This window comes from Gordonia sp. 135, assembly GCF_009720185.1.
GTDB classification, from domain to species: domain Bacteria; phylum Actinomycetota; class Actinomycetes; order Mycobacteriales; family Mycobacteriaceae; genus Gordonia; species Gordonia alkanivorans.
Genome location: NZ_CP046258.1, coordinates 22,790 through 43,097 on the forward strand (window position 1 = coordinate 22,790; position 20,308 = coordinate 43,097).

Consider the following 20,308-nt stretch of genomic DNA (forward strand, 5'->3'; position numbering starts at 1 on the left):
GCTCACGCGCCTTCGATCTGGGATCCGATCCCGGGGTCTGCGTCCGGCCGGTGCTGCGCGTGTAGCGCGTCCGCGGCGATGTCCGCGATCTGGCCGATGAACGCGGGGTCCGTCATGTACGACTGGATCTCCTTCGACTCGTTCACCGTCTTCAGCACCGCCAGCCCGACGGCTCCGCTGAATCCCTCGGAAGCCTTGAGCTGGGCCACCGTGTTGTTCTTCGCCATCGCCACAGCCTCCTCGTTGGCGTCGAGGAAGCCCCAGAAGGTAGTGATGAAGCCAGAGACGCTCTCGGGGCTCACCTCCACGCCCTCGGCCTTGAACATCTCGTTGACTCTGTCGATAGCTTCGTCGAGAGGGCCGCGCTTTGGGGTAGAGCTGCCGCCGTGCTCCCCGTCGAAGATGGGGAGCTTGATCCCCTCAGCCTTACCCTCGCTGAGCGAGTGATCTTCCTCGATCGCGGACGGGACGAGCTTGACGCCGGAGAGTTGCACGCCTTCGAGGAAGCTGTCGTCGCGGTCGTCACCGTCGGCGTGGAGGTTGCGGCCGAGCAGTGTCGCGAGGATGGCACGGCGGTGCAGCTCAGGGTCTTGATAGTCGACGATCTGGCTGAGGAACTGCCAGGCGTTGCGATACCCGAGCACGTCGGCGCGGAATGACTCGAGCCCCTCCTTCCGCTTTTTGTCCTTCGACAGCACGGCCTCCCGCCACTGGCCGTTCCAGCGGTTCTTTATCGGCGACAGTGCCTTAGCGATTACCTCACCGCCGAGGACTGAGAGGAATGCGTCCGCGACCGCGTTCATCTCCTCATGCGTGTAGAGCCCGGACGTGTCGAGCCGCTCGCCGACTGTGATCAGGGCGTTGGGGTCGACGTCGCCGTCGACGTGCGCGTCGGAGTAGTAGAGCTTGAAGTCGGCCTGGACGCTGGCCGGGGTGTTGCGGAAGTCTACGACCATCGGCGCGGTTTTACCCGGGTAGATCCGGTTGAGGCGCGAGAGCGTTTGGACCGTGGCGACGCCGGAGAGCTTCTTGTCGACGTACATCGCCATCAGACGCGGTTCGTCGAAGCCAGTTTGGAACTTGTTCGCGACGATGAGTACCCGGTAGAGGCCGTCCTCCCGGAAGGCTCGGCTGACGTCGCTCACGCCGTTGACCGACACCTCGGTAACGCTCTCGCCATCCTCGTCGATGAGCGAGCCCGAGAACGCCGCGAGCGTGTGCAGGTCATAGCCCTTTTCGGCGATGTAGGCGTCCATTTTCCGCGACCAACTCAACGCCTCCATCCGCGAGCTCGTCACGACCATGGCGCGGGCCTGGCCGCCAAGTAGCGGCTGCACGTTGCGGCGAAAGTGCTCGACGACGACCCGGACCTTCTGCGCGATCGCGGTCGGATGGAGCCGGGCGTATCGGACGATGCTCGAGACCGCCTCGCCAGTGTCGACCTGGACTTCGCTCGCCGACTCCTCGCCGTCGAGGGTGCTCTTCACCCGGAGGAACATGTCGTAGGTCGAGTAGTTGGTGAGGACGTCAAGGATGAAGCCCTCCTCGATCGCCTGCGCCATTGTGTAAGTGTCGAAGGCCTCCCAACGGTCCCCGACCTGGGTGCCGAACAGGCGCAGGGTCTTCCCCTTCGGGGTCGCAGTGAGTGCGACGAAGGTGATGTTGGCTGACGCCGCGATGGCAGAGTCTTTGGCGGCCATGAGGTCGGCGGCGCTGATCTCTTCGTCGGGATCGACCTCGACGTCGACGAGCAACTCCTTGAGCTGCTTGGCCGCCGAGCCCGACTGAGATGAGTGAGCTTCGTCGGCGACGACGGCCCAGCGGCGGCCGCGCAGCTCCTTGGTGTCCTCGATGAGCTTCATGACCTCGGGGAAGGTCTGCAGGGTGCAAGTGATGATGTGGTCGCCCTCGATGAGCGCCTTCTTCAATTGAGGAGACTTCGCTCCCGACTTCTCGCCCACAGCTACGACAAGGCCCTTGCTCGATTGCACGAGGTTCATATCGTCGCGGATGTTCTCGTCGAGGACCGTTCGGTCGGTGACCACGATGACCGAGTCGAACGTAGATTTCGAGTCGGTGTTCATGTGGCGGATCAGCCGGTGGCTGAGCCACGCAATGGTCTTGGTCTTTCCGGAGCCGGCGGAGTGCCAGATCAAATAGCGCTTGCCGGGGCCGTTCGCCTCGACGTCGGCGACGACTCGCTCGACGGCCCGCAGCTGGTGGAAACGTGGGAAGACTAGTCGGCCATCGTCCTTCTTTCCGGACTTGCCGGGCTCGAACAACGCGAAGTCCTTGAGGATACGCATGAAGGTCGGGCGCGCCAGAATCTCGCGCCACAGGTAGTTCGTCGAGGAGCCGGTGCTCGACGGAGGATTGCCCTCGTGGCCGTCGTTGCCCTGATTGAAGGGCAGGAAGATGGTGTCCCCGCCCTGCAGTTTCGTCGTCATGTAGACGAGGTCATTGGAGACGGCGAAGTGGACAAGTGCGCGACCGGGTGCGAGGAGAGGGCGGCTCCTGCTGGGCTTGCGGTCCTCTTTGTACTGGCGGATCGCGTGGTTGACGGTCTGCGTGTTGTCGGTCTTGAGCTCCAGAGTGACGACGGGCAGGCCGTTGGCGAGAAGCACCACGTCGATGCTTTCGTTGGTCTTCGTGTCAAAGCGCACCTGCCGCAGAATCCGCAGCCGCACCGACGCTGCTGCCTCGACTACCTCGGTCAGGTTCGGGTTCGCCGGGGGGAAGGCCATCATCGGCCCGAATCTCGCGGCAGGACGGCCGATCTGGGCGTAGGAGAAGCCCTTACGCAGCACACCGAGCAGGCCGCCGACGGGGTGCCCGGTCGTCGGGTCCATTCGGGTCGCCTTGGCAAGCTCCTTGGTGACGTGCTCGAGGAGCTTCCGCTCGGCCTCTGATTTCTGCTCGCCGGCCAGGTCGCCGGGAACGGCCTTCTCGTACTCGTCCGGGTACTGCGCGGCCAGCCAGTGCAAGGCGTCGTCCGGCACCATCGCGAGGCCAACGTCCCAGCCGGTTGGCTTGCCACCGTCCTCGTACAACCAACCGCGGTCGGCCAGCTCGGAGCAGAGGTTCTCCTCAAACTCGCGCTCCATCAGCTGCGCGTGGCTCATACGATGTCCTTCCGCCCGGTGACGACGTCGAGAAGGAACGCCGAGGACCGCTCCACGAGGAGATCACGAAGGCTGGCGATCTTCGTCAGCATTCCGTCTATGCGACCGGTGACTTCGTCGAGGTGGTCCGCGATGCGAATCTGCTCCTCCATGGGGGGCAACGGTAGAGGCATCCTGTCGAGCGAGGTCTTCGTTACTCGCTGGGCGTTCGGGCGGACGCCGGTGCCGATGGCTCCGAAGTAGTCGACGTAGCGGGGGCTTCGGAGCAGATGGTGCACATAGCGCGGGTGAAAGCGCGGCGAGATCCAGAACGCTTTGTAGTCGGGGCTGATGTAGCCAGTCAGCGACGACACTCCGAGACCGCCGTGATTGAGCCACATCATGTTGGCGGCAAGCTGGTTAGGCCTCACGACCCGGTACTTCGCCACGTCGAGCGACGCCTGCTGGCCATCCTTACGTGTGTTCAGCTCGACTCCCCGGTACTCGGAGATCGATAGGAGGGGCCCTGGCGGGTCGTCACCGTTCCGCTCAGTGCTCTCAGTGAAGTCGTAGCCGAACTTCGTGCGGTCCCAGTGCTCAGGTATCCCCGACAGCGGGGACTGCGCGTCTTCGCCTCGGTGCGAGTCGTCCTCCGAGAGACCGAACAGCGCAGCAGTGTCGATCGCCCGTGCCCGCAGCGCGCCGGTGAGCTCATCGAGCTTCGCGATCATGGCGTCGACTTCGTCGAGCCGAGTAGCGAGCCTGCGCTGGACGTCCAGCGGGGGAAGGGGAACTCGGATGCGTGACATCCGCGTGAAGTTTGTCGACCACAGGTCGTCGACGATGCCCGTGCCCCAGCGGAAGAACTCGTCCTGGAATGCGATGCTTCGGAACAGGTGGTGACCGTACTCCGGGACCAGGAGGTCTGGCCGTGGCGTCATGACGGAATAGACGACCGAGACGCTCCCGTCCTGACGCGCGAGCCCAGACGCCCCTCGCCTGTCTGACCGCGAGTTGATGACCAGGTCACCAGCTCGAACGAGCTTCCGATCGCCTTCGGTTTGTGACTTGGCCACGCCTGTGAGCTGTGGCGTCACCCCCGACTTGCCGACTGACAGAGCAGGGAACTCCGTCTCACCGACCTTCTCGTTCCGCTCGACGACGATCGATCCGACCGGAGCCATGAGGAAAGTGGAGCTCTCAAGCAGCGATTGGTGGACCGTCTGGTCGGTCACTGATCGCTCACCAGCTTGAACATGTCGGCGAGCTCGCCCATGAGCACCTGCACCTCGGAGTCAATCTCCTCGAGTGGTCGCGGTGCCCGGGGGGTGTAGAAGATCCTCGTGAACGGTATTTCATTCCCGCTCTTCGCCTTGGTTTCGTCCCACTGAGCATCGGGGGAGTACGGGACCACCTCGCGGGCCATGTGCTCGGCCAAATCCTCGCTGAGAGGCACGCGTTCTGTAATCTTCCATCCGCTCGCCGTGACCGCGTTGCCCTTCCGGTCGACGGCTGGCGGCGCCGAGTCGTCAGGCGCGGCCATCGCCTTCATAACGGCATCCACCAGGCCGACTGGCGCCTTCAGCCCGGCTGCCTTCGTCGCCTGCGGGAACGACTTAGGCAGTTCGTTCCAGCTCGTGCCATCGAGTGATTTGAGCACGGCTACATGCGCGTCCATGAAGTCCTTACGCTCGCGCAGCGCCTCGACGGCGTCGTCACTGCAGCGTGCAGCCAGGCGCGCCTGTTTGTAGACCGGAATGTCGCGGAATCTGAAGTCGTCTGGAGTCATCACGCGCGAGATCCCGGAGTCCGCGCGGTCAAACGCCTTGTACGCCTCAAGCACAGGGTTCCGATCCTCCCGACTCATCTGCCGACGCTTCTCACCCATCGGCCTACGCAGTAGAGTCCACTGGTCCGAGCCATCGATCAGCTGGATCTTTCCCGAGCGCTCTGGGGCCTTGTTCGTGTCTAGGATCCAGATGTAGGTCGGGATGCCGGTTCCGTAGAACATGCTCGGCGGCAGGGCGATGATGGCATCGATGAGGTCCTCATCGAGGAGCCAATCGCGGATGGCCGTGGGTCCCCTGTCGCCGTTGAAGAGCGGGGCCGCGTTAGAGACCACCGCTGCGCGCCCGCCTTGGCCGTTTTTGCCAGCCGGACTGAGCTTCGACGCGCAGTGTGCCAGGAACAGCATCTGTCCGTCGTTGATGCCCGGCAGTCCGTGGCTGAAACGGGATCCCGGCGTCTTCGCCTGGTCCCGCACCGCCTTCTCCTCGACCTCCCAGTCGATGCCGAACGGAGGATTCGAAAGTACATAGTCGAAGGTCTGTCCGGCGTAGAGGTCATCGACGAGCGTGTTGCCCTGCTTGATGGCGTCCGGGCGGCCGCCCTGGATGAGCAGGTCTGCCTTTCCGAGGGCGAATGCGGACGGCATGAGCTCTTGGCCGTAGAGCGTGACGTCGATCGTTTCGTTCATGCGCCGCAACGCCTCCTGGGCGATGAGCAGCATGCCGCCGGAGCCGGCTGTCGGGTCGTAGATCGAGCGAGCCGTGCTGTCCCCAGCTAGGGTGTCATCGTCGTTCGCGATTAGGACGTCGACCATGAGTTTGATGGCGTCGCGCGGAGTGTAGAAGTTACCGGCGGCCTTCCCCTTCTTGTTGAACGCCCGGTACATAACGTCCTCAAAGACGTCGCCCATGCCCGTGTTGCTGAGGCTTGTCGGGCTGAGGTCCAGCGTCGAGAAATGCTTAACGACTGCGTGTAGGCGGTTCGCGTCGGCGAGTATCTTTGCGCGCCGGTCGAAGTCAAACGAGACCCAGATGTCAGCGATGTTGTTCGAGAACCCGTCGATGTAGCTCTTGAGGGACTTGTCCACGTTGTCGTCGACCGACGCGATGGTGGCGAGGTCGAGCCGAGAGACGTTGTAGAAGCTCAGGCCGAACTTGTCTTTGACCGCGATGTCGATGAGGTGCTGGGGCATGCCGGCGAAAGCGTCAACGTACTTGATGACGTCGTCCTTGCTGTCGGCCAGCATGCACTCGAGACGGCGGAGAACCGTGAACGGCAGGATGTAGTCCCCGTAGTCCTCCTCATCGACTATGTTGCGCAGGTACTTGTCTGCCGTGTCCCAGACGATCCGAGCTGTTGTCTTCCTCAATGCCTCTGCCGACTCGGCCATGCTCACCTGTTCCTGCTCGATCCGCCCTTGTATCAGGGACTTTACATGGGTTCGTGTATCAGAAATGTGACATCCGATCTCTAGTCGGAGCGAGTGGAGGCTAACGGCGTGATACCTGCGGCTGCCTCGCGCGAGTCCGCCGGGTGCCAGGTGGCAGTGCCGCAATCCGCCACCATGTTCACCCCTGGGTAGTCGAGACCACGGTCACGGCCGGCAGCCCCAGGTCGGTTTGCCGTTGGAGTCGCCGTTGCACCTCGGTTCTCTTGCTGCGCAGAAAGGAGAGGGTGAGGTCGATTCCTTCGATTTCGCCGAGCCAGTTCTCGGTGCGGGCGCGGTCTCGTCGCTCGATCAGATTGATTTCGATGTCGTCGAGGCGCGGCAGCATCTTGGGGTCGACGTGGAGCATGGGGCAGCGGATGCAGGCGTGTTCGTGGCTGCATGGGGTGGCGTAGGGGCGGCCGCAGCCGCCGAGTTCAACTTTGCGTTTGTCGAAGTGCGCTTCGAACTCTGCCCATTCGGTGGCGGTGACAGGTGCGTATTCCTCCGGTGGGCGTAGTGCGCGCCGGCGTTGTAGGTGGGCTTGGTAGTGGCGGGTGACGTCTTCGTTGAAGACGGCGACGTAGCCGCGGGTGGTTTCGAGGTCGAGGTGGCCGAGGAGGGCGGCGCCGATGTGGATGGGTAGGCCGTTGTTGACCAGTTCGGTGGCGAAGAGTCGGCGAAAGTCGTGCGGCCGGAAATGGATGCCGTCAAAGCGTGGGTCGGTGGTGGCTATGTCGGCACACACGTTGCGCAGGTGCGTGCCGATGGCGCCGGTGGTCATCACTTCGACGCGCTGGCCGATGCGGCGTTGGAACAGGAATGGCTGAGGGTCGCTGGTGATGCGTTCGTAGTCGTCGTATCGGGTGGCCAGTGGCACCGTGGCTCGCCCGTCGGTGAGGCGTCGGATGATGCACGCGATGACGTGGAACAGTTCCGCAGACATAGGGATGACTCGTTCGCGGTCAGTCTTGGACGGTGCCACCACTAGTAGCGCGATCACTTCGCCGTTGGGTCGTCGGTATTGTCGGACGCTGAGCTGGGACAGCTCGGTGAGTTCTTCGATGCGTAGTCCGCTGTGCCGCAGAGTTTGGGCCTGGTGCACGGATAGGTGACAGGGTTAGTCACGCGGCCTGAGGGGCCTCGTGGTTGATGATGGTCTCGAATTCAATGGGGGTCAATCTGCCGAGGCGGTCCTGTCGTCTGCGGCGGTGGTAGGTCCGTTCGATCCAGTGCACGATGGCGGCCCGGAGCTCGTCTCTGGTGGCCCAGGATCGACGGTCGAGGACGTTGTTCTGTAGCAGCGAGAAGAAGCTCTCCATCGCCGCGTTGTCACCACACGCACCGACCCTGCCCATCGACCCGAGCATGCCGTGCCGGGTGATGGCCTTCTGCATCTTCTTCGAACGAAATTGAGACCCTCTATCGCTGTGCAGAACGCAGCCGGCCACGTCCCCTCGCCTGGCGACAGCGCTGTTCAGGGCGGCCACGGCCAGGCGGGACTTCATTCTCGAGTCGATCGAGTACCCGACGATCCGGCCCGAGTAGACGTCCTTGATCGCGCACAGGTACAGCTTGCCCTCGGCCGTCCAGTGCTCGGTGATGTCGGTCAGCCACAGCTCGTTGGGGCCGGGCGCGGTGAAGTCTCTCTTGACGAGATCGTCGTGTACAGGCGGGCCGGCCTTGCGGTGCTTGCCGCGGCCTCTCTTGCTGATGGTGCTGGTCCAGCCGCCGGCGGAGCAGATCCGCCACGCCGTCCGCCGGCACATCTTCTCGCCTGCGGCTTCGGCCTCGTCGGCGAGGTAGCGGTAGCCGAACTCCGGGTCTTCGCGGTGGGCGTCGAACAGGGCGTTGGCCCGGTACGCCTCGGCGAGCTCGGCGTCGGTGATCGGGTTCTTGCGCCACCGGTAGTAGGGCTGGCGAGCGATCTTGAGTACCCGACACGCCACCGTGACGGGGATGCCGTCAGCGGCCAGCTCACTCACGAGCGGGTACCACCTTTTCCCGGCAGATTCGCTTGGGACAGGTACGCCGCCGCCCGGCGTAAGACCTCGTTCTCCTGTTCAAGCAGGCGCACACGCCGCTTGGCCTCGCGCAGCTCACGCGATTCGGCCGACGTGGTGCCGGGCTTGATCCCGGCCTCCACGTCGGCCTTGCGGATCCACTTGTTCAGGGTCATCGGGTGGATACCGAAGTCGGCAGCGATCTGTTCGAGAGTCACACCGTCTTCACGGTTCTGGGCGACGCGGACAACGTCGTCGCGGAACTCCTGGGGATAGGGCTTGGGCACAGCTGGCATCCTTCCAGGCCGCCCGGCAGGGCAAGCCAGATCAGATGTCACCTACTCGTGCACCAGCCCCTTTCTACGATGGCCCATCCCCAGAACGCGGCGTCTTCCTGCCGGTTGACGTCGATGCCTTTGCCGGCCTGGTGATCGTGCACCCGGACTCGTGGCGCACCGCCTTGGGCGACTAGGCGGCGGTCTTCGCGGGAGTAGATGCGCGTGTAGGTTCGGTCGCCGACGGTGAACTGTTGCTGATCGTCGATATCGGTGGCGGCGTCGAGGAGGGTGCGCCACTTCTCGTACCGCGTTGCGAAGGCGTCGATGAGGGCGGGTAGCAGCGGTTGCAGGGTGCGGATAGTGGCGTGGGTTCGTTCGCGGACGCGGTGTCTGTGGTTCATCAGCATGCGGATGTCGCTGCGCGGGACGGGGCAAGGAGCTGCCCAGTGCGCCCACTTCTCGGGTTCGTGAGTGGCCCACAGGTTGATGTCGAAGTACATGGTGCGCACCGCGCCGAGCACCGTTGCCTGGTCGGTGCGTGGGCTGCCGTCGTCGCAGACGGTGATCAGTTCGCGCCACCGCGCGTAGAGCTCCTGGGAGATGCGGAGGTCTGTTTGTTCGGGGTTGAGCTGTTCGATCGCCAGCCAGAACAGCTTCGTGAGGAGGTGTGCCTGGCGAGCGAGGGAGGCGTAGTCGATTTCGGCGCCGCGACGGTCGAGGTAGTCGATGAGGAGCTGCCGTACCGGCTGGGTGCGCACCGGATATTGGTCGACCATCTGCGTGGTCGTCAGCTGCGGTGCCCGGAGGGCGCCCCGCAGGGTCGGTGGTGCTGAGGCGCGGAAGTGCCCGCATCCGTGCATGACCTGCCAGGCCAGGTGGCCGACGTACTTGCCGAGGTGTTCGCCGTTGCGCCCTGTGGTTTCGCGCGTGCGGACTGCGTAGTCCATGAATGCTTCGGGCGTAAGATCGGCAAACGGTATGCCCTGGTAGGTCAGCGCGGTGCACACGTCGAACACCGCCCACCGTTTGAACTTGTCGCCGGCATCGGTCTCGTCGACGGCTTCGATGAACCTGTCCAACGCTGGGTCAGCTTCGGCTTGGGCGAACTCGTGGGAGTAGCGCATCAGTTTGTTGGCCCGAAACGCTTGTAATGTCGGGCGGATCACGCGCAGCGCGAACAGCGCTTCGAGGCCCTGTGCGAACTCGGCGCGGGCAGTCGTAGTGCCTATGGGGGAGGCGTCACCGGCGGGCAACAGTCGAGTGTTGAGGCCGCATGCCTCCCAGCGTTGTTGCCACGTATCGCCGGGATAGCCACGCAGGTAGTCACCGATCTTGTCCAGTCCGCGGTTCCGGCTGCGCCGCCGATGGACTGGCTCGGGCCACAAGTTCGTAGCGAGCGCAACGATCGTTGCCATGGGGGCCGCGGACAGGTCGCCGTAGCGGTGCACCGCCCGCGGATCAGCGGGTTGAGCGATGATCGTGGGTCTGGAGTAGCGGGTTGGTGGCGCTGGGTCGTCGGGCTGGCGGGGTATCCGGGCACGTTCGCTGCCTCTATTCACCGAACACCGTCGCGATGTCGTCGGCGTGGTAACCGGCGCTGTAAGTGGGTTCGGGGCGGGAACGGGTGAAGAAGTGTTCCTGGAGTTTGTCGTGGAGTTCTTCGACCCGTGGTTGCAGGTACTGCTCGGTCGCTGACAGGTGCCGGTGGCGCAGGATGGTCTGCACCTCGGGGAGCGTCAGATCGGGGTCGTTGACCATTCGGGTGGCGGCGGTGTGCCGCAGGTCGTGCAGAGTCCAGTTCGTGCCCAATACGATGTTGGCGCGCTGCATGATTCGCCGCATCGCCCAGTACGTCAGCGGCCGGGGATCACCAAGCAGGGTCCGCCACACCGGCTCGGCCAATCGTGGTGTTCCGCACTGGTCGAAATACTGGGCCAGGTAGACGAACGCCTCAGGGGAGCCCGGTACTGCGGCCACTTCGCGGCTGCCCTTAGACACCACCCACAGCTTCTTGTTCGCCCAGTCCACGTCTGCTCCAGTGACACCCAAGAGTTCGCTGGCCCGGGCGCCTGAGGACACGTAGAAAGCAAGCAACGCGCGGTCACGGTCGTGAGACATCGTCGCGAACAGCTCATCCCACAGTCCATCCGGGATCGATCGGGGAACCCGGCGTGGGCTTCGTTGACGCAGCGGTCCTCGCCGTTGCGGCACAACAGGTTCGAGCGGACTGTGGTGGCGGGTCATCCGGCGGCGCGCGGCAGCCGCTGGAACCGGGTTAAGAAGCGGCCCGCGTCCGTAGAGGAGGTGGAACTCGTAGAACCCGGAGACGACGGTCAGTGCATGGTTAATCGTCGACGGCGCATATCCTCTGGCCAGCAGCGGCTTTCCGGTGCGGATGTTCACCGATCCGGGTTGTGGTGCCGATTGGTTACTACGTCGGCGTTGCGGATTCGGCGTGGTCCTCAGCCAACCCACCAGAAGTTCGACCTCGGAGGTCGTGGCGCGATCCCAGGCGACGTTGACCACCGCCAGGACCCTCCACCAGCGAAGCAGGTCGTGGGCATACGATCGCACCGTCAAGGGGCTCATATCTGACAGCGTCAGACTCGTCAGGTAGTTGACGATCGGGGCGACCTCTTCTCCGTTGACCGCCACCACGTACGGCGGAATCGCTGGAGGTAGACGCCGGGAAACCTCGCCGACCGCGGGCACTTCGACCTGCCCGTCGAGCACGCTGCGCCTCAGATCGTCCATCAACTGCCTCCCCACAGGTTCGGTACACGTGTTGGTGCAGTTAACAGGACCAACGGACTGTGGCGTGGGATCTGCGAACTCGAAGTCCGCAGCGCCAACCACACCTCGTCGATGACGATCACCCTCTGGGTGCCACCCGAAGCCATCCAGGTCCAGGAGAACCAATGAGCGACAACGACAGCGGTGGTCTGACGAACCGCCTCGCACCCCAACGGGGGCGCGTCACTGAGGGGGACCCATTCGATGGTCCAGTCGCTATGCGGCTTGGGGTTGGTGGGTCGTGGTCCACTGTAGGGCGAACTCGGCGGGGGTGAGTCCGTGGTGGGCCGAATGGGGTCGGTTGGCGTTGTAGTCGATCCTCCAGTCTTCGATGATGACCCGGGCTTCGCGCAGGGAGTCAAAGCGCCAGGAGTTGAGCAGCTCGTCGCGCAGGCGGCCGTTGAACGATTCGATCCAGGCGTTCTGCCACGGGGAGCCGGGGTCGATGAATAGTGATCCGGTGCCGTTGAATCGGCACCAGTCGTTGACGGCGTGAGCGACGAATTCCGGTCCGTTGTCGAACCGCACGTAGCACGGTGGACCATGTATCAGGGCCAGGCGGTCGAGAACGTCAACCACGCCATCGGCGTTGATGACGCGGTCGACGTGGATCGCCAGGGCTTCGCGGGTGAACTCGTCGATCACGTTGAGCATTTTGATGGTTCGGCCGTCGGCGGTGGTGTCGAATTGGAAGTCCATCGCCCAGATCACGTTCGGCCGGATTGGGCACATCGCCCCAACCGCGGTCCCGATTCCGGTGAGCCGTTTCTTCCTGCGGCGCTGGGGAACTCGCAGCCCCTCCTCGCGCCACAGGCGGCGGATGCGTTTGTTGTTGACCGTGAAGCCCGCTTTGCGCGCGGCGATCGCGGCGCGTCGCCAGCCCCAGCGGGGCCGGTCGGTGGAAAACCCACGTAGCCAGGACCGCAGCTCGGCTTCCTCCGCGGTGATCGGCGCTGGGTGCAGTCGCATCGTGGAGCGGTGGATGCCCACCACAGCACATGCTCGCCGCTCAGATACCCCGAACCGCTCACGCAGCATCGTCACGGCGCTGCGCTTGCGGTTCGGGGTCAGAAGTTTCCCGACGAAATCTCCTTGAGCATGTCGATATCGAGGGCCTGGTTGGCGACCAACTTCTTGAGCCGAGCGTTCTCAGCTTCGAGTTCTTTGAGGCGTTTGACGTCATTGGCCTTCATGCCCCCGTACTGGGCCACCCAGCGATGCCAGGTCGACTCTGTGACCTCCAGATGCCGGCACACCTCAGCCAACTCCTGCCCGGTCCCGAGGAGCTTGTTGCCCTCGGCCAGCTTGCGGATGATCTGATCCGGCGTATGCCGCCGGCGCTTGCTACCTGCCATGTCGTCGTCGATTCTTCCTGCCCAAACACTCGGGCAACAGAGTCGCACAACAACTGGACCACTACGAAGGGCCCACCTCATCACCCTCGATGACCTGACGTTGATCGTGCGCCCACCCGGCCGGCCCGCCGACATCCAGACCTTCACCGACGATGAGATCGCCGCAGCCACGGCCTACGCGACAGCGAATAACGCGGAGGTCGAGCAGCTTCCGTAGCCTCTACCATCGTCCGATGTGACTGGGGATAGCCGATTCGACGAGGGAATCGCCCACCTTCACCGTTACGTCGCCGTCCACGGCACCAGCAACGCTCGTGCCGTCGACCGGATCGACGGATATCCGCTCGGGCAGTGGGTGACCAATCGCCGCACCGACTACCGCGTCGGGCGGCTCTCGGCCGAGCGGATCGCGCTGTTCGAGAACGAGTTCCCGGACTGGCAGTGGAGAAAACAGGACGCGACATTCGCCGCCGCGTTCGAGACCGGGCTGGCGCATCTGCGCCGCTACGTCGCCGCCCACGGGACGAGCAACGCCCGCCGGCGAGACGTGTTCGACGGATTCCCGATCGGCACCTGGGTCGCTTCCCGTCGCGCCGACTACCGCAAAGGCCGACTGACCGCTGAGCGGATCCGTCGCCTCGAAACGGAGTTCCCCGACTGGCAGTGGAAGATGGACGCCCGAACGACCTTCGACGCCGGCATCGCCCACCTGCACCGCTACGTCGAGCTGCATGGCACCAGCCACGCCCCACGCACCGCAACCATCGACGGGTTTCCGATCGGGCAATGGGTCGCTAAGCGCCGCACCGAATACCGATCTCGCCGACTCTCGGCCGAGCGAGTGCAACGGATCAAAACAGAGTTCCCCGACTGGGAGTGGGATATCCGCGGGAGTCACCGTCGGACTGAGTCCTCGTGAGGAGATGCCGATGAGAATGGATACGACGGCTCCCGATGGCACACGGCGCTCCCGCTGTAGGCACGTCATCAGCGTTCGATCACAGACGCGATCGCTTCCATGATCGCGTCATGATCAGGGTGGTCAGCAGCGGCTTCGGCGATGGTACGGAGGTAGCCGATGAGGTCGTCGACGAGATGTCGGCCCTCGCTTCCAAGCACCTTGATGGCTGAAGCGGGGGTGGCGACGGGAAGACCGTCGAGAACGGTCACATCGTCGTGCCAGGACAACGGCTGGGAGACGCCGATAGGTTGGGCTGTGGCCGTCCGTCGGTGCCCGGAGCTGGTTCTGATCACGGCCAGCTGTGGGAGATGACAGCATGTTTCGCTCAGTCCGTGGAGCTCAAGAGCTGTCATCGCGGTCACGACGTAGTCAGGCCATCGGGCCGCCAGCCGTTCACTGGGAAACAGGTCTTTGCCGGCGGCAACCCAGGCCAGGCGTGCCGTGTCGACAACTCTGTCACCCAGATGGTCTGGTTGGCACATCACTCCGTGCGCGACCGGCACAAGATACCCATTCTGCCGCAACCGTTTCTGGTCGGTGCGAGTCAGTTCAAGTCGCGCACACTGACCGCTGGTGATGAATCCCCACTGTTCTGCAAGAAGGTCCGCGATGTCTAGCCATCGCAGCGTCAGCTGAGTGTTCAGACGAGGTGGGGGAGTAGAGGTCACGCACACCATTCTCTCTGGATGGCTGTCGCCATGGGCGAGTCCATCGAGCTAGAAACTATTGCGACAACGATGATAGAAGTATTGACAAAGTATCCACTAACTATCTATCATCGAGGCATGACAAACATCGAAAACACCATCGCCGTCTTCACCGCCAAGAACCTCGACTCAATCCTCGCGGAGGGCGGTTCGGGCGTCTGGAAGCTCGATCCGGCCCGCGCCAGGAAGTGCACCTACGTTGTGTGCACCCAGAACGCCCACAACGCGGAGGCTTACGCCGACGCCACAGAACCGCACGGCAGCGCCTTCCTAGTCGGGAAGATCTCCCGCATCATCCCGGTCGACGACCGCTGGCGGATCGAGTTCAGCGAATACGCTGCGATCAACCAGCCCGAGGTCTGGGGAGGTCACCGCAACCCCGTTCGCTACACCAACCTCGACGATCTCGGCGTCGAGCTCGATGGTGTGAAGTGGCTGCCGGCCCCGCAGAAACAGGCCGCCGCAACACCTCTGCAGGCGACAACTGCACCACACGCACTCACCATCCAGGAGGCGAAAAATGGTCTCGCGCAAACCTACGGAGTCGACGTCGAGGCCATCGAAATTGTGATCCGCGGCTAGACGAAACAGGGCCGGAGCCACGCGGACCCGGCCTCTGGTCACCGTGGCAGGTCGCCGCTAAGAGCAACGTAACGAGGGCCGAACCCAGGGCGAATCCACTGCAATCTCTATCGGTAGAGTGCGGGGGCACATCGTAATGCTGCACATACGGTTCGGGGGAGAAGTAATGGCCAACCGCCAGCGGTTTGTGATGTCGCTCGTGGCGGCATCGTGTGTAGGTCTGATGGCAGTGGGATGTTCGGACTCCGACACGCCTCAAGGTGATCAGTCTCGTCCGAAGCTGTCGAAGATCGAGATTCCTGATGCTGAGCTCAGCGCCACCGTCGAGGGACAACCGCTGCCCGACGTCGACCTGACCAAGTTCCAGTGCCACAACGAGAGCGATTTGATCAGTCTTCACGGGCAGGACCCCACCGCCGGTCAGCCCGGGCTCGCCGTGAATCTGCAACCAGGAAATCCGCCGAAAGTCGAGAGCGTGTCGTTCGCCATCGATGGGGTCAACTACGCCGCGAAATTCGGCAAAGGCTCGGCCGAGGTAACCCAGGACGGTTCCCGGATCACGATCAGGGGCACCGCGGAAAGCTACGACCTCGCCGAACCGCTCACCAAGCGATTTGAGATCTCGGCGACCTGCAACTGACACCGACCCAATGCAGGTGGCCTGCTCCGTCGTTTGCTGGGGAGTAGTCGCGACGCGGACTCGCACTGGAAGGGTTTTGAATCCGTTGCCTCAACCCGGCGGTCTTCTGTCCGGTCAGGAGCGGCCTCGTACGGTCCATTGCCAGTCGGGGAACTCCGTTTCGAGGCGACGGATCCGCTCAGCGGTCAGTCGGCCTTTGCGGTAGTCGGCGCGACGGGAAGCGACCCAGGTGCCGATCGGGAATCCGTCGAACACGTCTCGCCGGCGGGCGTTGCTCGTCCCGTGGGCGGCGACGTAGCGGCGCAGATGCGCCAGCCCGGTCTCGAACGCGGCGGCGAATGTCGCGTCCTGTTTTCTCCACTGCCAGTCCGGGAACTCGTTCTCGAACAGCGCGATCCGCTCGGCCGAGAGCCGCCCGACGCGGTAGTCGGTGCGGCGATTGGTCACCCACTGCCCGAGCGGGAATCCGTCGAAGACCTCATGTTGACGTATATGGCTGGTTCCGTGCACGGCGACGTAGCGGCGGAAGTGCGCCAGCCCGGTCTCGAACATGGCGTCACGCACGTTCCACCGCCAGTCCGGGAACTCGGACTCGAGTCGCGCGACCCGCTCGGCGGACAGGCGGCCCAGCCGGTAGTCGGTACGCCGACTGTCGACCCAGGCCCCGAGCAGGAAACCGTTGATCGTCACGCCGCGGGGCGGCGAGCTCGAACCATGTTCGGCAACGTACCGGTGTAGGTGCTCGATCCCGGCCTCGAAGAGTCGATCGTAGGCACCACCACGTTTGGTCGAACCTGACTCGTCCTCGCTTGGCATTGCCTCACAGTCTGTTTCGGTCCGGTCTACGAGCGCGTCCACTCGAGTCCGAGGAGCGTCAGGGCGCGGGCCAGTTGTGGATCCGCGGCGTCGATAGGGGAGTGGTCGAGAATGTCGATGTGTGGGCTGATGTCGGGGTCGGCGGCGCGTTCATAGAGCGCCCACATGCGCAGCTGGTCGCCGTGGCGGGAGTCGAACTCGATCCCGTCGACCGCTGGGTGCCCGTGGTCGGTGAGGGCGTAGATCCAGCGGGAGATGGCCTGGGTGAGCCCGCGGGGCCGTCCGTCCCGCAGGGCCGCCGTGTCGAGGTCATCGAGTCCGTAGCGGATGGCCAGCGGCCGAAAGACCGTTCGCAGGGTGGCGAGGCTGTCTGGGTCGGCGGGCATCGCGAACCGTCCGGCCAAGGTGCCGTGGCCGAGTATCCGTGCCTCGCAACACGATCGCGGGACGCGCCCGGGCGGCAGCGTGGGGTAGTCCTGCTCGTCCTCCTCGTCGACGACGATGTCGTCGAGCTCGGCGATCAGCTGCGGGCTGGGTCGGGCGAAGGCGAGGACTTCGAGGTAGCAGGCCAGGGGAGAGTCGGCGCAGTACAGGGTGCGCCACACGCCGTCGGGGTCGTCCCAGCGGCCGGCGAAGCGGCCGTCTGTGGAGTACTCCCACGGTGTCCACTCCCACGGACTGGGCGCGTACCCGACTCGATAGATCGGCGTGGAGGCATGGACGGCGGCGGCGATCGGGCCGTGCGGGGTGCCGATCGGCAAAGTGCGGGGTTGGTTCATCCCACCGCAGCGAACTGGCGGGCAGCATTGAGCACCTGGGGGCCGACGTCGACGAGCTCGCCGTCGCGCAACAGCAACGCCGGCGCCCGGTCGTCGAGGACCGGGTTGAGGCCCTGGAACCAGGCTTGGGCGACGGCCGGGGTGTCGCGTTCGGTGATCAGCCGGGCGGCCCGGTAGGCGATCCGGAGCCGTTCGACGTCCTCGGGGTTGGCGATGGTGCGGGTGCCTTCGGCCCATTGCCGAACCGCCCGTGTCTCGCTCACCCGACCCAGGTAGGCGACCAGCCGCGCGCCGAGCAGATCTCGCAACGCAGCCACCAGTTCGGGCTGCGACATACGAGCCGCCTCGGCGTAGGCAGCCAGATCCGGCCGGGGATGTGCTGCTGTCATGGTGATCACCTCTCGATCCCAGTATAGATCCCACGCTATATGACCGCTAGACCCGAGCGACATGACACCCCATCCACAACGTAGGGGAGCGCGTCGGCAGGCGCACTGTGACCGTGACCAGCTCATTCGATGCGGTGTCGTGCACGGCCCCGATAGTCCGCGCCGACGTGACGTCCTCAATGGAGTCAGCAACGACGTGCCGCCAGTAGTACTCAAGGATCAGTTGTACGCCAGCCACTTCGGCGACATTTCGCGAGTTCGTCTGAACGTAAGTTCGATGCGGGCGGGCCGCGATCATGTTGAGATGTCAGTGATCCTGGATAAGGTTGAGGCTCGAGGCGCTGTTCCGGCTGTGAACGGAGGACCGTGTGATGCGCGGCTATCCACGTGACGATGCCGTGTCTCAGCCTGCGGGCACTGAAGCCGAACGCGCCCTCTACGCCGAGCTGCACGCCGCGCGCGCCCGAATCGTTTCACTCGAGTCCACGCTGGAGACGCTGAACCGCTCGCTCGGCCAGCTGGCCACCTCCACCGATCGAGTCACCGACATCGCCGATCGTCTTGCTCGTGACAACGACGACCTCCGCGCACGAGCTGCACGTCGCACGTTGGTCGAGTGGTTCAACGCCGCCATCACCGACCTGGCGACACGCCAGCAGTTGGCGTTCCAGGACAGTGTCATTCGGAGAGACGATCGCGCTGCCGCCTATCACCGCGGCCAGGGAACCGCCATTTCCGAGCGGATACGGTCGCTGGTTGCCGGCGCCGAGACATGCCGCCGAAACCTTGGTGATCTCGATGAGTGGATTCAGTCCGAGCAGTCGGACTGGAAGCAACGCCTCGTCGACCCTCCTGTTGCGGGTCCGGTCGATCCTGCGCAACTGCACACACGGGACGGTTGGATCGCCGAAGTGGGCACCCACCTACAGTGTCTCGAGGAGCTGGTTGCCCTGACGAAGGGCACGCCGAGCTTACCTCGACCGATCGCCTAAACTTCGGAGGGTCAGCAGTCGCCGCCCTCCTAGCCCCCCGAGAATCAGCCGACGGGCGGAGCGAGCAACAGCGGGCCGCAAAGCCGAGCTAGCCGGGTCGTCGATCAGCGGCTCAGCCACGCGGCGAGCTGGGCGAGTGAATCGAGTTGCAGGTCAGCGATATTCGATTCCGGCTGAGCGGAATGGACGAAGCCCCAGGGGCCGCGGCGAATGAACGCGGTTCGCAAGCCGATCGCATGTGCCGGAACGACGTCGTTGTCGACACGATCACCCACGTACATGATCTGGTGCGGCTCGAGCCCGAGCACGTCGACCAGTTTCGTGAAGTACTCCTCGGACGGCTTGGAGATTCCCCATTCAGCGGACGACGCGACGACGTCGGCTGTGAAGTCGAGTGCGAGTAGCTGTTCGGCGGTACCCGACGGTTGGTTGCCGGCTATCCCGACGATCAAACCTGCGGCCTTCGCCGTGCGCAGACAGTCCAGGGCATCCGGATACAGGTCGTCGGCGCTGATCGCCGGTGTTGCCGTGGGGGCATCGACGCTGAGGATGTCCCAGGCAAGACGGTGATCCTCGCCGCGCTCGATGAGCGCGCCGATGACGCCCATCAACGCGAAAGGCGTTATGCCCGCGGCACGTGCTCGTTCCGCCCACATCCGTGATTCGTCGACCAGCGTCTCGCCGACATCGAAGACAGTGGCGCGGATTCCGTTCCGTATCTCTCGATCACTCACCAGACGATGGTCTCACCACTCCGAACCGGAACTTCTTGTTCACCAGGACATCCCAACAAAGTCTCGGTGCCTGTCACTGAGCCTCAACTAGGGTGTCAAAGTCTCAAGTAGCTTGTCATCCGACAGCGGACGTCACACTCTATCCTTCCAGCGCTCGTTGGCCGACTGCCGTGTCATCCCGGCTGCGGCCCCGATATCGGCCCACGAGCGGCCCAGACGGCGAGCCTTGGCCACCGCGGCATCGAGTCGCGCGTCGGCGTCCCTGCGGGCATCTGCGGCGGACCGGATCTCGTCGTCAATGTCGAGAGGGTCGAGATGCTCCTGCCGCCACACCGCTTGAGCGGCTTCCGCAACCTCTGGCCGCTCGTTGGCATGGACGTCGGTGTCGGGGGCGAACACGCGATGCCGGGACAGGTCCTCCAGGGCCGCTGAGGGCACCCGCGCCCACCGCACCGGATCGGTCCAGGATGAGCCATCGGAACTGTTCCAGCGGCCGCAATCGCAGCGCAAAAGCCAGCCGACTATCTCGGCCGACGGACGCAAGCGATCCTCGCTTGGAGGTCGGCCCCTTTCGACGATCTCGTAGTGCACGCCGTCGACCATGGTCGATCCGTGGCTTTCGTCACCGTCCTCGAACACCGCCACCAACGCTGCCTCGTGCAAGTGCGTGTCGTTCTCGTGTATCCAACCCATACAGACAGGGTAGACTCATGATGTCAGGGTGACCAGACATTCATTCGAGTCGCGTCAGGACAACCTGACATAAGGTAAATTATCGGCACGCGAAACCATTTGTGCATCAGATGAATTCGAGCGTTGCTGTCATAATCATTCGTCACTGTGACGCAAACGTGACGTGGTCGTGGAAGATGGTCACGCGACCTTTGCTCGGCACCCGCCCATGCCGTAGGCACGCCGGCGCGGCTACGTCGAGGACCAGAAGGCGGGTTGCGTTGACGTCGGG

General features: G+C 64.1%; 18 protein-coding genes. 4 read left to right on the top strand and 14 right to left on the bottom strand.

Features of this window, described 5'->3' with window-relative positions; all coding sequences use genetic code 11:
* Positions 1–2 precede the first annotated feature (2 nt).
* The 8 genes from GKZ92_RS22890 to GKZ92_RS22925 form a co-directional block, all read right to left on the bottom strand.
* On the bottom strand, positions 3–3,122 hold the full coding sequence (locus GKZ92_RS22890; RefSeq protein WP_155225779.1) for a type I restriction endonuclease subunit R: 3,120 nt from the start codon (positions 3,120–3,122) through the stop codon (positions 3–5).
* The gene (locus GKZ92_RS22895) at positions 3,119–4,336 is read right to left on the bottom strand and encodes a hypothetical protein (protein ID WP_230461995.1); all 1,218 of its coding nucleotides are present in this window, start codon (positions 4,334–4,336) and stop codon (positions 3,119–3,121) included. The genes GKZ92_RS22890 and GKZ92_RS22895 overlap by 4 nt, the downstream gene beginning before the upstream one ends.
* Complete coding sequence (locus GKZ92_RS22900; RefSeq protein WP_155225780.1) at positions 4,333–6,279, bottom strand: type I restriction-modification system subunit M; 1,947 nt, start codon at positions 6,277–6,279, stop codon at positions 4,333–4,335. Before GKZ92_RS22900 ends, GKZ92_RS22895 begins: the two co-directional genes overlap by 4 nt.
* Before the next feature lie 178 nt (positions 6,280–6,457).
* The gene (locus GKZ92_RS22905) at positions 6,458–7,420 is read right to left on the bottom strand and encodes a site-specific integrase (protein WP_155225781.1); all 963 of its coding nucleotides are present in this window, start codon (positions 7,418–7,420) and stop codon (positions 6,458–6,460) included.
* 19 nt (positions 7,421–7,439) lie between these two features.
* Positions 7,440–8,605 (bottom strand): IS3 family transposase gene (locus GKZ92_RS22910; protein ID WP_085948641.1). Its coding sequence is split into 2 segments (ribosomal slippage): positions 7,440–8,318 and positions 8,321–8,605, totalling 1,164 coding nucleotides; the frame shifts between segments, so codons are not numbered across the junction.
* 47 nt (positions 8,606–8,652) lie between these two features.
* Positions 8,653–10,011 (bottom strand): hypothetical protein, encoded by a 1,359-nt coding sequence (locus tag GKZ92_RS22915; protein ID WP_155225782.1) that lies wholly within the window; start codon positions 10,009–10,011, stop codon positions 8,653–8,655.
* 136 nt (positions 10,012–10,147) lie between these two features.
* Positions 10,148–11,350 (bottom strand): tyrosine-type recombinase/integrase, encoded by a 1,203-nt coding sequence (locus GKZ92_RS22920; protein ID WP_155225783.1) that lies wholly within the window; start codon positions 11,348–11,350, stop codon positions 10,148–10,150.
* 255 nt (positions 11,351–11,605) lie between these two features.
* A protein-coding gene (locus GKZ92_RS22925; RefSeq protein WP_085948638.1) for an IS3 family transposase occupies positions 11,606–12,744 on the bottom strand; the annotation gives its coding sequence in 2 pieces (ribosomal slippage) (positions 11,606–12,474 and positions 12,474–12,744; 1,140 coding nt in all).
* 235 nt (positions 12,745–12,979) lie between these two features.
* On the opposite strand from GKZ92_RS22925, the gene GKZ92_RS22935 reads away from it, so the two are divergent.
* Positions 12,980–13,663 carry a helicase associated domain-containing protein gene (locus GKZ92_RS22935; RefSeq protein ID WP_155225785.1) on the top strand — a complete coding sequence of 228 codons (684 nt, stop codon included), beginning with the start codon at positions 12,980–12,982 and terminating at the stop codon, positions 13,661–13,663.
* A 68-nt stretch (positions 13,664–13,731) separates the two neighbouring features.
* Here the strand turns inward: GKZ92_RS22935 and GKZ92_RS22940 are convergent, their stop codons facing one another.
* A complete protein-coding gene (locus tag GKZ92_RS22940; RefSeq protein WP_155225786.1) occupies positions 13,732–14,373 on the bottom strand; it encodes a type IV toxin-antitoxin system AbiEi family antitoxin domain-containing protein in 642 nt (213 codons plus the stop codon).
* Between the two features lie 18 nt (positions 14,374–14,391).
* On the opposite strand from GKZ92_RS22940, the gene GKZ92_RS22945 reads away from it, so the two are divergent.
* Entirely contained in the window at positions 14,392–14,994 is a 603-nt protein-coding gene (locus tag GKZ92_RS22945; RefSeq protein WP_230461997.1) for a hypothetical protein, read from the top strand.
* Positions 14,995–15,160: 166 nt separating this feature from the next.
* Complete coding sequence (locus GKZ92_RS22950; protein ID WP_196222067.1) at positions 15,161–15,634, top strand: lipoprotein LpqH; 474 nt, start codon at positions 15,161–15,163, stop codon at positions 15,632–15,634.
* Positions 15,635–15,748: 114 nt separating this feature from the next.
* Here GKZ92_RS22950 and GKZ92_RS22955 read toward each other — a convergent pair whose 3' ends face one another.
* Genes GKZ92_RS22955 through GKZ92_RS22965 form a run of 3 tightly spaced genes read right to left on the bottom strand, consistent with a single transcriptional unit; the run spans position 15,749 to position 17,618 of the window.
* Positions 15,749–16,450: a helicase associated domain-containing protein gene (locus GKZ92_RS22955; RefSeq protein WP_155225788.1), complete on the bottom strand. Its 702-nt coding sequence runs from the start codon at positions 16,448–16,450 to the stop codon at positions 15,749–15,751.
* A gap of 26 nt (positions 16,451–16,476) precedes the next feature.
* Positions 16,477–17,229: an RES domain-containing protein gene (locus GKZ92_RS22960; RefSeq protein WP_155225789.1), complete on the bottom strand. Its 753-nt coding sequence runs from the start codon at positions 17,227–17,229 to the stop codon at positions 16,477–16,479.
* The gene (locus GKZ92_RS22965) at positions 17,226–17,618 is read right to left on the bottom strand and encodes a hypothetical protein (protein WP_155225790.1); all 393 of its coding nucleotides are present in this window, start codon (positions 17,616–17,618) and stop codon (positions 17,226–17,228) included. The genes GKZ92_RS22960 and GKZ92_RS22965 overlap by 4 nt, the downstream gene beginning before the upstream one ends.
* Positions 17,619–17,986: 368 nt before the next feature.
* Here GKZ92_RS22965 and GKZ92_RS22970 point away from each other — a divergent pair, with 368 nt between their 5' ends.
* A complete protein-coding gene (locus GKZ92_RS22970) occupies positions 17,987–18,610 on the top strand; it encodes a hypothetical protein (RefSeq protein ID WP_230461999.1) in 624 nt (207 codons plus the stop codon).
* A 104-nt stretch (positions 18,611–18,714) separates the two neighbouring features.
* On the opposite strand, the gene GKZ92_RS22975 is transcribed toward GKZ92_RS22970, so the two are convergent.
* Together GKZ92_RS22975 and GKZ92_RS22980 are read right to left on the bottom strand one after the other, a co-directional pair.
* Entirely contained in the window at positions 18,715–19,344 is a 630-nt protein-coding gene (locus GKZ92_RS22975; protein WP_230462001.1) for an HAD family hydrolase, read from the bottom strand.
* Between the two features lie 132 nt (positions 19,345–19,476).
* A complete protein-coding gene (locus GKZ92_RS22980) occupies positions 19,477–20,037 on the bottom strand; it encodes a hypothetical protein (RefSeq protein ID WP_196222068.1) in 561 nt (186 codons plus the stop codon).
* Positions 20,038–20,308: the final 271 nt, after the last annotated feature.

What these genes read in the sequence shown, in the direction of transcription:
- GKZ92_RS22890 (WP_155225779.1), bottom strand. Translation starts at nt 3,122, where the DNA reads ATGAGCCACGCGCAGCTGATGGAGCGCGAGTTTGAGGAGAACCTCTGC.
- GKZ92_RS22950 (WP_196222067.1), top strand. Translation starts at nt 15,161, where the DNA reads ATGGCCAACCGCCAGCGGTTTGTGATGTCGCTCGTGGCGGCATCGTGT.
- GKZ92_RS22915 (WP_155225782.1), bottom strand. Translation starts at nt 10,011, where the DNA reads ATGGCAACGATCGTTGCGCTCGCTACGAACTTGTGGCCCGAGCCAGTC.
- GKZ92_RS22980 (WP_196222068.1), bottom strand. Translation starts at nt 20,037, where the DNA reads ATGGGTTGGATACACGAGAACGACACGCACTTGCACGAGGCAGCGTTG.
- GKZ92_RS22965 (WP_155225790.1), bottom strand. Translation starts at nt 17,618, where the DNA reads ATGACAGCAGCACATCCCCGGCCGGATCTGGCTGCCTACGCCGAGGCG.
- GKZ92_RS22945 (WP_230461997.1), top strand. Translation starts at nt 14,392, where the DNA reads ATGGCTGTCGCCATGGGCGAGTCCATCGAGCTAGAAACTATTGCGACA.
- GKZ92_RS22955 (WP_155225788.1), bottom strand. Translation starts at nt 16,450, where the DNA reads ATGCCAAGCGAGGACGAGTCAGGTTCGACCAAACGTGGTGGTGCCTAC.
- GKZ92_RS22900 (WP_155225780.1), bottom strand. Translation starts at nt 6,279, where the DNA reads ATGGCCGAGTCGGCAGAGGCATTGAGGAAGACAACAGCTCGGATCGTC.
- GKZ92_RS22920 (WP_155225783.1), bottom strand. Translation starts at nt 11,350, where the DNA reads ATGGACGATCTGAGGCGCAGCGTGCTCGACGGGCAGGTCGAAGTGCCC.
- GKZ92_RS22960 (WP_155225789.1), bottom strand. Translation starts at nt 17,229, where the DNA reads ATGAACCAACCCCGCACTTTGCCGATCGGCACCCCGCACGGCCCGATC.